This is a genomic window from Chryseobacterium sp., assembly GCF_008831505.1.
In the GTDB taxonomy this organism is placed as follows: Bacteria; Bacteroidota; Bacteroidia; order Flavobacteriales; family Weeksellaceae; genus Marnyiella.
This window is the reverse complement of sequence record NZ_CP044507.1, coordinates 1,959,557-1,975,352: the sequence shown is the minus strand read 5'-3', so window position 1 is coordinate 1,975,352 and position 15,796 is coordinate 1,959,557. Positions and strand designations below refer to the sequence as shown.

Sequence of the window (15,796 nt, the reverse complement as noted above, 5' to 3'; positions counted from 1 at the left end):
ATATGAAGCTTCATAAAGTCGGCAACAAAATTTACGGTGGGGATACCCTGATGAACCTTACTGATATCCGCTATTTACCACGATGGGTCGTGTTGATCCTTGATCTGTGTTTCGTGGCTTTAGCCATATACTTCTCATGCTACGTTATTGAAAAACTGACTTACAGCGTACAGTCGGTCTTTTACGGGCGGGATTATATGTATTTCCTGATTCTGGGAATCAGTGTTTTCTATATGTTTCTGTTCCGGACTTTTACCGGAATCATACGCCATTCCACATTTATTGACCTGTTTAAGCTGTTTATGGCCACTTTCTGTACCACTTTTACAATAGGTGCAGGCAGCTTTCTATTTAAGCTCGTTACAGGTGAACGGCTGATCTATATGTCCATCCCTTTCTCTGCCATATTTTTTACTACTTCCTTCATTTTCCTTTTCATCTTCAGGCTGGCTGTTAAAGAGTTTTTTTATTTTGCCAGGGAATACCGGCGCAGTGCACAGCGTACCCGGATTTGGGTACTCGGGATAGATGAACAGGCCGTAGCTGTGGCCAGGGCAGTACTGGACAACCCCAACCTTCCTTATCATATCGCAGGCTTCCTGACGCAACGAAATGATTCGGCCAGGGCCAGCCTGCTGGGGAAACCCATCTACAGCAAAGACAAGATTGAACATTCCACCAAAGAAGACCTGATGCTTGACGGTATTCTGGTAGTGAAGGAGATGATGAGTAAAGAGGAGCTTAATCAGTGGGTTGCCTTTTTTCTGGAAAAAGACCTGCAGGTATATAAAGCACCCACGCTTCAGCAGTTACGTAACAACGATCCTGATGCCTCCATCAAGTCGCTTCAGATTGAAGACCTGCTGAACAGGAAGACCATCAAATTACAGAATGACGAAATAAAAAGCCGGCACTACGGGAAAACCATCCTGGTGACGGGGGGCGCTGGCTCTATCGGCAGTGAGATCGTAAGACAGGTAGCACAGTATGAGCCCGCGCAGATCGTGGTACTGGACCAGGCAGAGACGCCGCTTTACGAAATTGAGCTGGAGCTTCGGGCCAGTTTTCCGAAGGTTAACTTTAAGTTTGTACTGGCTGATATCTCCAACCGTCACCGTATTGAGCCCCTGTTCCAGAAGTACAGTTTTTCCATGGTCTATCATGCGGCTGCCTACAAGCATGTGCCTCTTATTGAGGAAAATCCGCATGAATCCATTCTTGTGAATGTGCTTGGTTCCAAAAACCTCGCCTTCCTTTCCAGCCGTTACGGCGTGAACCGGTTTGTGATGATCTCTACCGATAAGGCTGTAAATCCCACCAATGTAATGGGAGCGTCCAAGAGGACGGCAGAACTGTATGTACAGGCCCTGCAGGAGGTGGAAAACAATAAAACGAAATTTATCACTACCCGTTTTGGAAATGTATTAGGGTCCAACGGTTCCGTGATTCCCCACTTCAAGAAGCAAATTGAAAAAGGAGGTCCAATTACTATTACCCATCCCGATATTGTACGGTATTTCATGACGATTCCCGAGGCCTGTGAACTTGTGCTGGAGGCAGGTACCATGGGAGAAGGTGGTGAAATCTTCGTTTTCGACATGGGTGAGCCGGTGAAGATCCTGGATTTGGCCGAACGTATGATCAAGCTTTCGGGCTTTGAACCCGACCTGGATATTAAAATTGTATTCACCGGACTAAGACCAGGAGAGAAACTCTACGAGGAACTGCTTACAGACGGTACTAAGACATTGACCACACATCACGAGAAAATACTTATTTCAAAAGATCCTTGTTTGCCTTTTAATCAGATTGACAGTCTTACCAATCTTGTGATCAAGGCGGCATTGCGGCGGGATAAGGTTGATGTGGTGCGGAACCTGAAGGATATTGTGCCGGAATTCATCAGTAATAATTCTGTATACGAGGCACTGGACTAGATATGGCTGCTGGCAATGGGCTATAAGCTTTAAGCTGTAAGCTAAATTCAATAAGCCCGGTTTGCCTCAAACCATGTACTTAGGCTGGTGAAGTATCAACCTTAATCGTAACCTCCATTTTGGATATTGGCATTGGCTATCAGCAATAAGCTTTAAGCTATAGGCTTTATGCTTGCCTTTGCCGTGGGCTTTAATCCTCCTTAATCATAACCTAAATCCTGGCTCTTTCGTTTTTTTATTTCATCTAGACAGTCTGATATCTGATATCTAAGCTCCCGGAAACTTTTTACTTTTTACTTTTGCCTTAGCTCTTGGCTCTCTGCATTCAGCTCTCAACTAACCACAAAGTTCACAAAGGTCTTTCACAAGAAGCACAAAGAGAGAAGCGCATTATTCAGCTGCGATACCTTTTGATATCATTTTAAGGTCTGAAATCTGAAATCTGATGTCTACCCAAACCACAGAGGGAACAGAGTTTTCTCAGAGGACACAGAGTTTAATCCAAAATCTCCGCTCCCGGCTCCCCGCTCTAAGTTCTAAACTAACCACAAAGTTCACAAAGGTCTATTACAAGGAGCACAAAGAGAGAAGCGCATTATTTCGGCTGCGATACCTTTTGATATCATTTTTAAAGGTCTGAAATCTGAAATCTGATGTCTACCCAAACCACAGAGGGAACAGAGTTGTCTCCGAGACACAGAGTTTAATCCAAAATCTCGGCTGCCTGCCATCCGGGCATTTGGTCTGGGCTCCTGGCAATAAGCTATATGCTGTAAGCTTTACACTGTAAGCTACATATGACCCAACCCCTGCCTCAATCTCAACCTTAGCCTTAACTTCAACCTTTCCCTCAACCTGGGCTACCGGCTATAAGTTTTACGCTTTATGCTTGTCCTTTGCCTTGGCTCTCGGCTATTGGCTATCAGCAATAAGCTAAATCTGGTATCTATTTCCTGATCCACATTGCGTTGCATCCCACATTTTTATTTATATTTAAAGCCCCGATGACAGGGAAAGAATAATTGGAAAAAATGTCGGAGAAGATAAGGTTTGCCGTGGTTGGATGCGGCCATATAGGCAAGAGACATGCGGAGATGATCAGCCGTAACGAAGACTGTGAGCTGGTGGCACTGGTGGATGTAAAGCCGGAAGCCGAACTTGGGCTTACGCAATATGGAGTACCTTTTTTCTCGTCGCTGGACCAGTTGCTGTGCTCATACGTGAATGTCGATGTTATCACGGTGGCAACACCTAATGGACTACATTTTAAGCAGGCACTGCAGATTCTGGAATCCGGACGTCACGTGGTGGTAGAGAAACCCGTAACCCTGAACCGGGATGAGGCCGCCGAACTTATTAATGTAGCTAAAGAAAGGGACAGAAGGCTTTTTTTAGTAATGCAGAACCGCTATTCACCGCCTGCGGTTTGGCTAAAGGAAATGATTTCCAGCGGCAAACTGGGCCAACTTTTTATGATTCAGCTTAACTGTTACTGGAACCGTGATGAAAGATATTATACGCCAGGATCATGGCGCGGCACCAAAGAACTTGACGGCGGTACGCTGTTCACGCAGTTCTCCCATTTCATTGATATCATGTACTGGCTGTTCGGTGATGTGAATTTTATTGATTCCTGGCTCGCGGACTTTAACCACAGTCATCTTACCGAATTTGAAGACAGCGGCATGATACGGTTTAAATTTGAAAACGGTGCCGTTGGATGCCTGAACTTCTCTACTTCGGTGTGGAACCGGAATCTGGAAAGTTCGCTCACCGTGATTGCCGAAAACGGATCGGTAAAAATTGGGGGGCAGTATATGGACAAAGTGGAGGTGTGCCATATAAAGGATTATGATATGCCGGAACTTGCGCCTACCGGTCCCGAGAATGACTACGGTTCCTACAAGGGTTCGGCCTTAAACCATCATTTTATTTTTGAAAATATTGTGGAGGTGCTCCGGCGGCATTCTCAGCCGGCCATGGACCCCACCGACGGTTTGAAGGTGATCGATCTTATTGGGAGGATTTATGAGGCTGCCGGGAATGCGCCTTACACCACAGAAGACCATCTGGATTTACCGGCTTCAATTCATTCACAACAGGATAAACCAGCTATTAAATAAATCAATATCGTATATTTGTGGCTTAAGTAAAAATATGAAGAGACTCATTGGTATATTGCTGTTTCTTGCTGTCCTGCAATCCTGCACGGCACGCAAAGATGAGAAGCAGAGCGAACTGAATTATCTGCAGAATGTAAAGCAAACCGTAACACAGGCAGCACTGGATAATGCTGCGTCAACCATACAGAAAGGCGACCAGCTGGTTATTTTTGTATCTGCCAAAAATATGGAAGTCGTTCGCCCCTTCAACCAGGGATATTATACCGCACAGAACACTGCGCCAAACGCCGCACCGAATGTAGAGCGCAGCTATCTTGTAGATTCAGAAGGAAATATTGACTTTCCGATTTTGGGAAAAATAAGTACCACAGGCAAAACGGTTGAAGCATTGAAGTCGGAGATGCATGAGCTTATTTCGAAGTATGTGAAAGAACCCGTTGTAACGGTGAGACTGGCTAATTTTAAAGTGACGGTGCTGGGCGAGGTAACGCGTCCCAACCAATATACCATACCCGAAGGTCAAGCTACACTCCTCCATGCGCTGGGGCTGGCAGGAGACCTAACGATCTACGGTAAACGCGATGATATACTGATGGTGCGAAACGTAAACGGCGTTATTACTGAGGAAAGAATTAATCTGCTGGATGCCAATTTCATCAACTCGCCCTATTTCCAGCTCAAACAGGGTGATGTGATCTATGTTTCAGCAAATCCAACCAAGGAAAAAGCAGCAAGGCTGGATCCCAACACCGGCACCTATATCGCCATTGCAGGTACGCTGATCGGCCTGGCAGGTATCTTCATTACCATTTTCAAGAATTAACTTTATTAGTCTGAATTAGATGAGCGAAACATCAAATCCAGGAGTGCATGCTTCTGAGGAGGTAAACATTAATGAAATAATAAAGCCGTACCTCCGCAAATGGTGGTGGTTTGTGCTTTCCGTCTTAATTTTACTGGCATTGGCCATTTTTTATATTAAGATCGCTACGCCGGTTTACAGTATCACCTCAACCGTATTGATTAAAGACAGTAAGAAGGCGCCTTCCGCAGACATGGCTATGCTTTCGGACCTTAGCGGCATGGGATCTATGGGTACCAACAGTATTGAAAATGAGATTGAAGTCCTGAAATCCAAAAAACTGATGCAGGATGTAGTTACTCAACTGGGTCTGCAAACCAAACTGGTTAATAAGGACGGTCTTATTACAACGGAGCTGTATGGCGATTCAGCGCCGCTGCTCGTGAAGCTTATCAGTGAAAAGAATACCGGAAAACCCTCATGGGCACCACTTACTGTAAAGATAAACGGAGACCGGATCGAACTGGAATCCGAGGATCTTCCAAAACCGGTTACCACTACTTTCGGAAAAACAGTGAGCCTGCCTTACGCAAATTTCATTCTGCTGCGAAATCCTGATTATGACCCTTCCAAAAAGGAAGATATTGGTGAACTACAAATCCATTACCGTTCTACGGCGAAAACCGTTAATGACTTCCAGAAAATGACCCAGATAGACCTGGTAGATAAAGACGCTACGGTAGTGGAACTGTCTATGGATTATCCGCATATCGGTAAAGGAAAACAGATCATCAACAAGCTTGTAGAATCCTACAATGCTGATGCTATAAATGACAAAAACTCCGAGTCGAAGAAAACGAAGGACTTTATAGATGACCGGATCAGAATCATTGCCAATGAACTCGAAGAAGTAGAAAGCCAGAAAGAGCAGTTTAAGGTAGCCAACAAAATTACTGACATTCCCACCGAGGCCGGACTTACATTAGGAAGTTCCGCCAGCGCGCGGGCCAGGTTGCTTGAGACAGAAACGCAGTTAGAACTTACCAGTGACCTTATCTCATATATGTCCAGGCTGGGCAGCAACCAAACGCTCCCTTCCAGTGTAGGTTTAAGCAACCCTACAGCTTCAGCCAATATCCAGGCTTACAATCAGCTCATCCTGGAACGCAACAGCCTTCTGGAAAATGCCACGCCCCAAAACCCGCTTATTACCGACCTTAACCGTCAGTTAGCGGTGCTGCGGTCTTCAGTAATGGATAACCTGATTAAAAACCGGACCGCCTTACAGGCTACAAGAGATCAGATTGCCGGAGAACAGAATGTTCTGGACTCAAAGATCCGTAAAATACCAGCTCAGGAAAAACTCTTCCGCAGCATTGAAAGGAAGCAGCAAACCAAGGAAAACCTTTATCTACTGTTATTGGAGAAAAGGGAAGAGGCAGCGATCTCACTGGCCATTACGGCTCCGAAGGCGAGAATCATAGACAAAGCCTATCCGTCTGAGAAACCGGTATCACCGAAGAAATTAGTGCTCCTGGCCGTTGCACTTCTGCTGGGTGTTCTGCTGCCCTTCGCATTCATCTATATACGCGAGCTGCTTAACAATAAGATCCGCTCCAAACACGATCTGGAGAAACTTTCGCACGCGCCTATCCTGGGCGAACTGCCACAGGTGGAGAAAGGCCAGAGTGAACTGGTGGGTCAGAATGACCTGTCGCCCATGGCGGAGGCTTTCCGGATTATTATTACCAATATGAACTTCATGCTTCCGAGGAAGGATAAAGGTAAGGTTGTATTTGTATCCTCGTCCGTAAAAGGGGAAGGGAAAACTTTCGTATCCGTTAACCTGGCGCTCACCCTGGCAACGCCGAAGCACAAGGTTCTTATTATCGGTTCGGATATCCGTAATCCACAACTTCAGCGCTACAATCCTGCGCGCAAAGGACTGGCAGGTCTCACTGAGTTTCTGCATGATGAGGATACGCAGCTGAAAGACATTATCCATCAAAGCAGCTTCAACGAGTATTGCGACGTTATCTACTCCGGCAGTATCCCTCCCAACCCGACAGAACTGCTGTCCAGCGGGCGTTATGAACTGCTTATTGAGCAGGTAAAACCTTATTATGATTACGTGATCCTTGATACCGCGCCGCTGATGCTCGTGACTGATACCTTCCTTTTCGCGGAGATGGCGGATGCCACTCTGTATGTTACCCGATCCGGATATACTGAGAAAGGACTTATAGATTTCGCCAACAAACAGATAGACGCCAAGAAAATAAAGAATGTTGCTTTTGTGCTGAATGATGTGGAGAAATCCTATTTTGGATACGGCAATAAGTATGGCTATGGGTATACGGCAGAAACACGCACCTGGTGGCAGAAATTAACCGGACAGTAGGTGTTACAGGCATTCTTTCGGAAGGAAATATTCACCGAGCTGCCACAAAGGTGAGGAGTTGAACTGAGATGATAAAACAGAAAATTGCCGGTCTGGCGGGGAGCAGAAGTATTAAGGTTAATTATGTCTTAAACCTGCTTCGTGTTTTGTCGGCAGCAATGGTGGTGATCTTTACGATGCCTTACCTGGCCCGCGTCCTGGGTGCTGAAAGTATGGGTAAGGTGGAGTACATTAACGCAGTCATTACCTACTTTGTGTTATTTTCTGCTTTGGGAATTCCCATGTACGGTATCCGCGAGGTCGCGCGCTGCCGCGACAAACCCAGGGAACTTTATAAGCTCGTAGCGGAGCTCTATATCCTCGTGGCAGTCACCACCTTTATTTCTTATGCTGTACTGTTCGGAGTACTGATTCAACTCGATCTATTTGCCGATTACCGAAGCTTGCTGATTGTGATGAGTGCCATGATCCTGCTGAGCAATATAGGAGCGGAATGGTATTTTCAGGGACTGGAAGACCAACTTTTTATTACCGTCCGGTATGTTACGGTTAGGCTCCTGATATTCGGACTTTATTTTATACTGATCAAGTCTCCGGATGATTATATCCTGTACGCGGTACTGCTGGTTATTTTAAATTTCGGTGCCAATATCATCAACTTTGGCATTCTGTTCAGTAAACTGATGAGGAACAGGATCCGTTACCGGGAACTGAACCTGCGCCGGCACCTGAAGCCGGTTGCCACGATCTTTATGGCTACTGTTGCGGTTAACATTTACCTGCAGCTTGATGTTTTCCTTATCGGTTTCCTGTCCGGTGACGAAAATGTGGGATATTATACGGTGGCAAGCAAACTTATAAGGTATGTGATCTCCTTCATTACCATACTGGGAGCTGTCCTTTTGCCCAGGCTGTCTTACCTTTACCACAATGACAGAGAACAGTATCAGAGATATCTGGTGAAAAGTTTTGACCTCATCATGCTGTTTGCGGTTCCATTCTCCATTTATTTCTATGTTTTTGCCGATGCAGTAATTGGCATTATGGCCGGCCCGGAGTTTACTCCGTCTGTGCTTACCATGCGCCTGCTCTCGCCGCTGTGCATAGTTGTCTGTCTGGCCTATTATATGGGTTTTCTTATCTTGTATCCCCAAAGCCGGGAGAAAGTGTATACCCGGGCTGTAATCATAGCCGCAGCAGTGAGCCTGATGATCAATTATTTCGCAATTTCGCGCTATCAGCAGGATGGCGCAGCAACTGTTTCCGTTATTGCCGAACTTCTTGCGGTAGCGGTGATGTATCTTGCGTGCCGTAAGAACGGTTTGCTGCCAGCGCTTTGGGACAGTAACCTGAAAAAAATTGTGTTCGCAAGCTTGCTCGTGTTTGCAGTTTCTTTTACGGCGGTATTTGGTAAATTATACAGCACGCTTGTTCTCGCTGCTGTTTCGGCGGTTTATTTTATGCTTTACTTTGGATTGCTCGCATTGTTCAGGGAAAAAAACAGCCATTCAGTTTATTTGTTTATAAAATCCAAATTAGTAAAATCTGATGCTGGTATATAGTATAGTCTTTCTTCTGCTGCTCTTCGGCGCATTCCATTATGATTACAGAAAAAATGTATTTCTGAAGAAAGCCTATTATGTGCTTGTGTTCCTGGTGATGACCTCCATGACCGCGCTGCGCTACAGGGTGGGAGGAGATGCTTTACTTTATGAAGATTATTTTAAGCACATGCCCGACCTGGGTGATTATTTTTACTTTTTAAGAAAGGTTAATCTGTCCTTTGGTTACCAGCCCCTCTATCTTCTTTTTGTCGCAGTCTGTAAGACCATAAATACCGACTACTATTTTTATCAGGCTGTGCATGCTGTAATTTTTAATCTGATCGTTTTCCGCTTTGTTTTCAAACGTTCTGTCCACCCGTTCTCTGTTCTTTCAGTCTTTTTTGTGTCCTGCATCTACTTTTATTTTTTCTTTGATATACAAAGGGAAGCACTGGCCATTTGCTGCTTTTTACTGGGCTACCGGTATTTTGAAAAGAAAAATTACGTCATTTATTATCTGTTTGCAGTTACAGGATTCTTTTTTCATATCTCAGCTGTGATACTGCTGTTGCTGCCGCTGTTCAGACTTGTTAAACTTACTCATAAACTGATATATATACTGGTTTTTGCAGGCATTCCTCTTATTTTACTGAAATCCAGTATCGTAAGTATTCTGAGTATATTTTTGTTTACCTCCGCAATGCAGGATAAGGCCGAAGTATATTCCGAGATGGAGTTCAGCGTTGCCGGAAGTTTATTCTTTTATGCCGGCCGGGTTCTTACATTATTACCGCTCATGTTATTCTACATAAGGCAAAAGCCGGAGCACCGGAAGCATGACTGGCTGCTGGCAGGGTTCCTTATTGTTTCTATATTTTCGCAGGTCATGGTTGGTTTTGAGCGGTTGCTTAATTATCTTTTCATTCCATTCTTTATTATTTTTATCGACTTGGTATTCAGACTTTCTAAATCGCATGTACGTCTTAAGAAAATTGCTGTCTTTGCTACATTAATAAATATTATATTTGTCATCAACATCAAGATCATAATGGATTTGTCCGTTGTAGGCCGCGCCCGGTATAACTCTATATTCTTCCCTTATACATCAGTTTTTGAAAAGAAGAAAAATCCGGAAAGAGAACGTTTTATGATTGAGCTATGGGACAGATAAACACAACAGGACCAGATCTTTCAGTTATTATTCTTACCTATAATTCACTGGATTTAATTGAAGGTTGTATCAGCTCGCTGCTTGAGCATAATGATTTGCCTGAAGACGCATTGGAAATCATTGTGGTAGATAACAGTGCTGCGGCAGAGGGAGTGAGGATGAAGCAGTTGCTGCATTCCAAATTTGGAACCACTATCATGTTCATTAAGAATGAGAATAATGGATATGGGCAGGGCAACAATGTTGGCTTGAAAGCAGCCTCGGGGAAGAATGTCCTTATTATGAACCCTGATGTCCTTTTAGTAGAACCCATTTTTTCAGCAGGGCTGCGCCGTATGGTGAATGAAAGCCAGCTTGCTTTGCTAGGCGGAAGGCAGTTGGGTGGACGTGATATTTCATTTTATCTCCGTCCCGAGTATGAATTTCATCTGTTCACAACCCCTTTGATGTTACTGCTGAATAAACTGAATTTATTTTCAGCTTCTTTTATGTTCCCGTCCGGGGCTTTTCTATTGATTAGAAAGAAAGCATTTGAAGAAATCTCAGAATTTGATGAAAATATTTTTATGTACTGTGAAGAGGCAGATATCTGCCGGCGCTTTATAAAAAGAGGATATAAAATTGACGTGGATTATGGTATGCCCTATAAACATTTGATCGACGGGCGCGAAGAGATGTCAGATTTTTCCTTCGCCGAAGCATATAAAGCGACCCGTTATTACTTTGCAAAATACAATTTAAACTTTCAACGCTTTATTTGGCAGAAAAAATTGTCATTACGCATTTTGTCTATGATCTACCGGATTATTGGAGTTAATGAAAAGTCTGATGCCTATACCGCCGAAAAGCTTAGATTTGTGCAAATACAGGAACAAACAAAGAAATGAAAATCCTATACTGCATCCCTTCTTTACAAAATCCCGGCGGTATGGAAAGGATCCTCTCTGAAAAAATTAATTATCTGGTGCAGGTATATGGCTATAATGTCACCGTCCTAACTACAGACCAGCGCGCACGGCCGCTGTTTTTTCCTTTGGATGAGGATGTTAAAGTTGTAGATTTCGGTTACAATTTTGATCTGGACTTTAAAAGGTCTTTGGGCAGCAGGATAATTTTCACCTTAAGCAAAATTGCAGCTTACAGAAAAAAACTGGAGGCTTTTTTGGCTGAGGAGCAGCCTGAAATCATGGTGTCTACCGGTGGAAAAGAACTGGAGTTTTTGCAGTCAATAAGAGTAAATTGCAAAAAGGTCTTGGAAATGCATTTTTCACAAAATTTCCGTCAACAGTTTCTCATGGCGCAGAATGCAGGTTTGCTTAGCCGGCTCGTTGGCCAATACAGAACGTCGCAGCTCCTTCGCCAAACAAAGCAACTTGATGCGTTAGTAGTGCTTACAAAAAAGGATTTGGAGCAATGGCAACGAACTCACAAAAATATTTACCATATCTACAACTTTTCCTCCTTCGCCGCCACGCACAGCGCAGACGTTACACGTAAGCGAGCGATAGCAGTGGGCAAACTTGATGCACAAAAAGGTTTTGATTTACTGATAGATGCTTGGGCTCAGCATAAAGAAGAACTTCACAACTGGACATTAGATATTTACGGACAGGGTGAATGGAAAGAGAAACTTTCACAAAAAATAAGTTTTCATGAATTAGAGGGTAAAATTAAATTAATGGGAGTATCTGAAAATATACAGGAAGAAATGCTCAACAGTTCAATGTTCCTCTTCTCATCAAGATTTGAAGGATTTGCACTTGTTTTCGTAGAAGCGATGACGTGTGGCTTGCCCGTGGTAAGTTTCGACTGTCCCGAAGGACCTGCTGAACTGATTGAAAACGATAAAAATGGAATTTTGGTACCTGCTGAGGATGTTGAAAGCTTTGGAAAAGCGATTACGCGTCTTGCGGACAGAGAGGATTTAAGAAGGATAATGGGCAGCAATGCGAAGAAAAAAGCTGCTGAGTTCAGTAAGGAGGTTATCATGCGGCAGTGGGATGGTTTATTTAAGACAATAGGTAATCGCAATTAATTACCTTAAAAGGCGTTATGAGACTTAAGAATTTAAACAGCAGTGCTTAAACCGCTTCTAATGTTGAAATATGAAGATATTAATAGATAATTCAAATCTGGCGGCTGGTGGCGGAATACAGGTCGCGGTATCTTTTCTTGAAGATTTAAATATACTGCAGATTCCAAATGAATATTTTGTTATTCAGTCGCCCGGGACCAGCAAACAGACTGACACATCCAAATTCAGTTCGAACTTTCAGTTTGAAAATCTTTCCGGGTCTGAACACTCCTGTGTGCTGAAAAGAGTTTGGGCCGTGAAGCGGCTGGAAAGAAAATTTAAGCCAGACTGTATTTTTACAACCTTTGGACCTTCCTATCATAAAAGTACCGCACCAAAAGTGGTGGGATTTGCCATTCCCTATATTATTTATCCGGAATCTCCTTTCCTCAAAAGACTGAATTCCGTTGCACGGTCCAGATTCAGATTACTTGACCAAATTAAAAGCTATCATTTCCATAAAAATTCAGATTCGCTGATTTTTGAATCCGAAGTGGCACGCGCAAAATTTGACAGAAAAATCAGCAGTGCAGTTCCTACCTATACGGTTGGCAATACACTTAACGGAATTTTCCAAAAGGAGAGTAATTGGGTAGAAATGGGTGTTGACAAAGCTGAATTCAACATCCTTTCATTGTCGGCGAATTATCCACATAAAAATTTGACGATTATTCCTAAAGTAATTGATGAAATGTTGAAACTGCAACCTAAACTTGATTTCAGGTTTCATATTTCACTGAATAAGGAAGACCTTAATTTTTCAGATTACTATAATCAGTACATCAATTATATGGGATATGTAAGAATTGAGCAGTTGCCCTCTCTTTTCCGTCAGATGGATGCGCTGTTCTTTCCGACACTGTTAGAAGTTTTTTCAACTACCTACCTGGAAGCGATGTTTATGGAGGTGCCCATCGTAACTTCCGATCTGAGCTTTGCCCATGACATCTGCGGCAACGGGGCCCTCTTCTGTAATGCGACCTCCGCCAGGGATTTTGCCCATGCGCTGCATAAGCTGCATACTGATGAAAATCTTAAAACGGAACTTGTGCGTAAGGCAAAGGTCAACCTTAAACGTTTTACAAACAGCCGTGAGCGCACCTTACAGTATCTGGAAATTATCCGACGAACCGCTGAGAGAGTATAAAAAAGAAAAGATTTAAATTTGTAACCGCAGGGCAACAGAAATGGGACTGTGAAATATTAATAGCCACCCTCATTTTTGTATTTTAAACATCCTGGATTCCCCCAATGAAGTATAAGCTGATCTTCCTGTTCTATCTGGTTCAAAATTCCTTCCTTTTTTCTCAACAATTTTTGGAGAAAAAGGATTTGCACAGCAATCAGACCTTTTCGTATGAAAGAATTGTAAAAAAACTCAACGGAATTCCCATCACTGATAAAGATGTGGATGGTGTACTTGTAATAAAAAACGGCTCATCCTATTATTCCAGGGTTTATGACGGAATAATCAATGTTCGCTGGTTCGGGGCCAAAGGAGACGGCGTTACAGATGATACTCAGGCAATTCAAAAGGCCATTGATGTAGTAAGTAACCTGTACCCTTTACAGAATATATCAGGCGGAAACTGGCAGGGTGGAGGTGCGATTTTCTTTCCAAAGGGCAAGTATATCATCAGCCGTACTCTGCTTATAAGAGACTGTATATCTTTAACAGGTGAAAGCCGTTCTGCTACGCAGATCCATTGTGTAAGTCCAATAATTGCCATATCCAATATTGTTGGTCAGCGGGGTCAGGATACCCTTATGAGTAATTCTTTTTCCATCCGGAATTTCCTTATTTCTCAGGGAAGTCTGGAACTGCAGGGAGCCTACCATTCGGAAGTGCAATACTGTACGATAATGAATTTATTTGGAAAAGCACCTAACGGAATTATCATCCGGCTGAGCGTTGGCCTCAAAATTTCCGATACCAAGATATTCAATGCCTCCGGCAGTGGAATCTTATTTGAAGATACGGCGGGTAGTGGTCCTTCAACCACGGTGCTGTTCGATAACGTCCTTGTAAGCCACAGTAATATTGGTATGACTATGAACGGCAGCAGTGGGGGCAGCCACGCAATCACTACGTCCAATATTTCCAATTCCATATTTGAATATAACAAGACAGGATTGGTACTTAAAGGCAATATTTACAATGTTTCCTTCCGCAATATACATTTTGAACAAAATAAAAATTCCTCACTGGATATTTCCGGTAATTTTGATAATGTCATTTTCGATAATGTCTGGTGCGATAATGTTGGGGGACTTAAGATTGATGGCCCGTCCACTTCTTCAATAAAAGTTTCAAATTCCAAATGTGTGCTCAATAAAGGGAACTTTAAAGGAAAGATCCTCAATTAATTATATTTATATATACGCAACTCACGGCTTCAAATCTTACTTAACAAATAATGCCCATCCTCCTACAGATCAGTATTGAAGTCAACAGTGGGTCTGTAGGCAGGATCGCTGAGCAAATTGGTGAACAGGCAATCCGAAGTGGGTGGTCAAGCTATATTACCTACGCCCGAAATCATAATCCCAGCAGCTCGAATATTATTAAGATTGGAACAAAGTGGGACGTCTACAGTCATGGACTGGAAACACGCCTTTTTGATAACCACGGCTTCGGTTCACGGTCTGCTACGATCGCCTTAACCGAACGCATAAGGGAAATAAACCCGGATATAATACATTTGCATCACCTACACGGCTATTTTATCAATATTGAGATTCTGTTCAGATTTTTGAAGGAGTCCGGCATTCCTGTGGTGTGGACTTTCCATGATTGCTGGGCTTTTACCGGTCACTGCGCTTATTTTGAGTATGTAGGTTGCGAAAAATGGAAAACAGGGTGTTATGCGTGTGAGCAAAAAAAGGAATACCCCAAAAGTTTATGGGCCGACCGCTCTGTGAAAAATTATGCTGATAAAAAAAGAATTTTTAATTCACTGGATAATCTGACGCTCATTCCTGTTTCCCATTGGCTTGGCAATAGAGTAAGTGAATCATTTCTGGCGGGTTATCCTATGGAAGTCATCCATAACGGTGTTGATTTGAGTGAATTTTATCCTAAGAATTCCAGAAGCAAAATTGACAGCTTATTTCATGTTGGAAATCGTTTTATTATTTTGGGAGTTGCGAGCACCTGGGACAGAAGGAAGGGACTTGATCATTTTGTTCAGCTTTACAATTGTCTGGATCCCCAAAGATTTTCCATGATGTTGGTAGGGCTGAGCCCCAGTCAGATCCGAAGCCTGCCGCCGGGGATAGTTGGATTGGAACGTACTGAGAGTGTGAGTGACCTTGCAGATTTATATTCTGCCGCAGATGTGTTTGTTAATACCACGCTGGATGATACATTCCCCACAGTCAATCTGGAGGCACTGGCATGTGGAACCCCCGTCATTACATACAGATCAGGCGGGAGTCCGGAATCAATTAGCAGTGATACAGGTGTAGTGCTAGAGAAAGGTGACGTTGAAGGGATTGTTAAGGCAATTGTAAAGATGAGGGACCTGGGAAGTAACCATTATGTGAACAATTGCCGGGAAAGCGCGGTGGCAAATTTTGAGAATATTAAAATGTTCGGCTGTTATATGGAACTTTATAATACTCTTCTGAATGAGAAAGTCAGCACAGGGGTATAGTGCGCAATTTTGATATAGCGCTGAATTTTTGTTAGAAATTATGTACTATATGAATTGCGTGATCAAAAATAATTATAAATTAATATCC

At 43.2% G+C, this 15,796-nt stretch carries 11 protein-coding genes; all 11 read left to right on the top strand.

Features of this window, described 5'->3' with window-relative positions:
- Nucleotides 1-2 precede the first annotated feature (2 nt).
- The 11 genes from F7R58_RS09220 to F7R58_RS09170 all read left to right on the top strand — a co-directional run bounded on the left by F7R58_RS09220 (nucleotide 3) and on the right by F7R58_RS09170 (nucleotide 15,708).
- Nucleotides 3-1,937: a polysaccharide biosynthesis protein gene (locus F7R58_RS09220; RefSeq protein WP_158064640.1), complete on the top strand. Its 1,935-nt coding sequence runs from the start codon at nucleotides 3-5 to the stop codon at nucleotides 1,935-1,937.
- Between the two features lie 1,031 nt (nucleotides 1,938-2,968).
- Nucleotides 2,969-4,060 (top strand): Gfo/Idh/MocA family protein, encoded by a 1,092-nt coding sequence (locus F7R58_RS09215; RefSeq protein WP_158064639.1) that lies wholly within the window; start codon nucleotides 2,969-2,971, stop codon nucleotides 4,058-4,060.
- Nucleotides 4,061-4,094: 34 nt separating this feature from the next.
- The gene (locus F7R58_RS09210) at nucleotides 4,095-4,883 is read left to right on the top strand and encodes a polysaccharide biosynthesis/export family protein (protein ID WP_158064638.1); all 789 of its coding nucleotides are present in this window, start codon (nucleotides 4,095-4,097) and stop codon (nucleotides 4,881-4,883) included.
- 19 nt (nucleotides 4,884-4,902) lie between these two features.
- Nucleotides 4,903-7,263: a GumC family protein gene (locus F7R58_RS09205; protein ID WP_158064637.1), complete on the top strand. Its 2,361-nt coding sequence runs from the start codon at nucleotides 4,903-4,905 to the stop codon at nucleotides 7,261-7,263.
- A 68-nt stretch (nucleotides 7,264-7,331) separates the two neighbouring features.
- Nucleotides 7,332-8,825: a flippase gene (locus F7R58_RS09200; RefSeq protein WP_158064636.1), complete on the top strand. Its 1,494-nt coding sequence runs from the start codon at nucleotides 7,332-7,334 to the stop codon at nucleotides 8,823-8,825.
- The gene (locus tag F7R58_RS09195) at nucleotides 8,812-9,978 is read left to right on the top strand and encodes an EpsG family protein (protein WP_229723802.1); all 1,167 of its coding nucleotides are present in this window, start codon (nucleotides 8,812-8,814) and stop codon (nucleotides 9,976-9,978) included. The genes F7R58_RS09200 and F7R58_RS09195 overlap by 14 nt, the downstream gene beginning before the upstream one ends.
- Nucleotides 9,966-10,865, top strand: coding sequence for a glycosyltransferase family 2 protein (locus F7R58_RS09190; RefSeq protein WP_158064635.1), 900 nt, complete (start codon nucleotides 9,966-9,968; stop codon nucleotides 10,863-10,865). The genes F7R58_RS09195 and F7R58_RS09190 overlap by 13 nt, the downstream gene beginning before the upstream one ends.
- A 41-nt stretch (nucleotides 10,866-10,906) precedes the next feature.
- Complete coding sequence (locus tag F7R58_RS09185) at nucleotides 10,907-12,013, top strand: glycosyltransferase family 4 protein (protein ID WP_187695227.1); 1,107 nt, start codon at nucleotides 10,907-10,909, stop codon at nucleotides 12,011-12,013.
- Nucleotides 12,014-12,083: 70 nt separating this feature from the next.
- Nucleotides 12,084-13,199: a glycosyltransferase gene (locus F7R58_RS09180; RefSeq protein ID WP_158064633.1), complete on the top strand. Its 1,116-nt coding sequence runs from the start codon at nucleotides 12,084-12,086 to the stop codon at nucleotides 13,197-13,199.
- A gap of 104 nt (nucleotides 13,200-13,303) precedes the next feature.
- On the top strand, nucleotides 13,304-14,419 hold the full coding sequence (locus F7R58_RS09175; protein ID WP_158064632.1) for a glycosyl hydrolase family 28-related protein: 1,116 nt from the start codon (nucleotides 13,304-13,306) through the stop codon (nucleotides 14,417-14,419).
- Nucleotides 14,420-14,469: 50 nt separating this feature from the next.
- On the top strand, nucleotides 14,470-15,708 hold the full coding sequence (locus F7R58_RS09170; protein ID WP_158064631.1) for a glycosyltransferase: 1,239 nt from the start codon (nucleotides 14,470-14,472) through the stop codon (nucleotides 15,706-15,708).
- The last annotated feature ends 88 nt before the right edge of the window (nucleotides 15,709-15,796 follow it).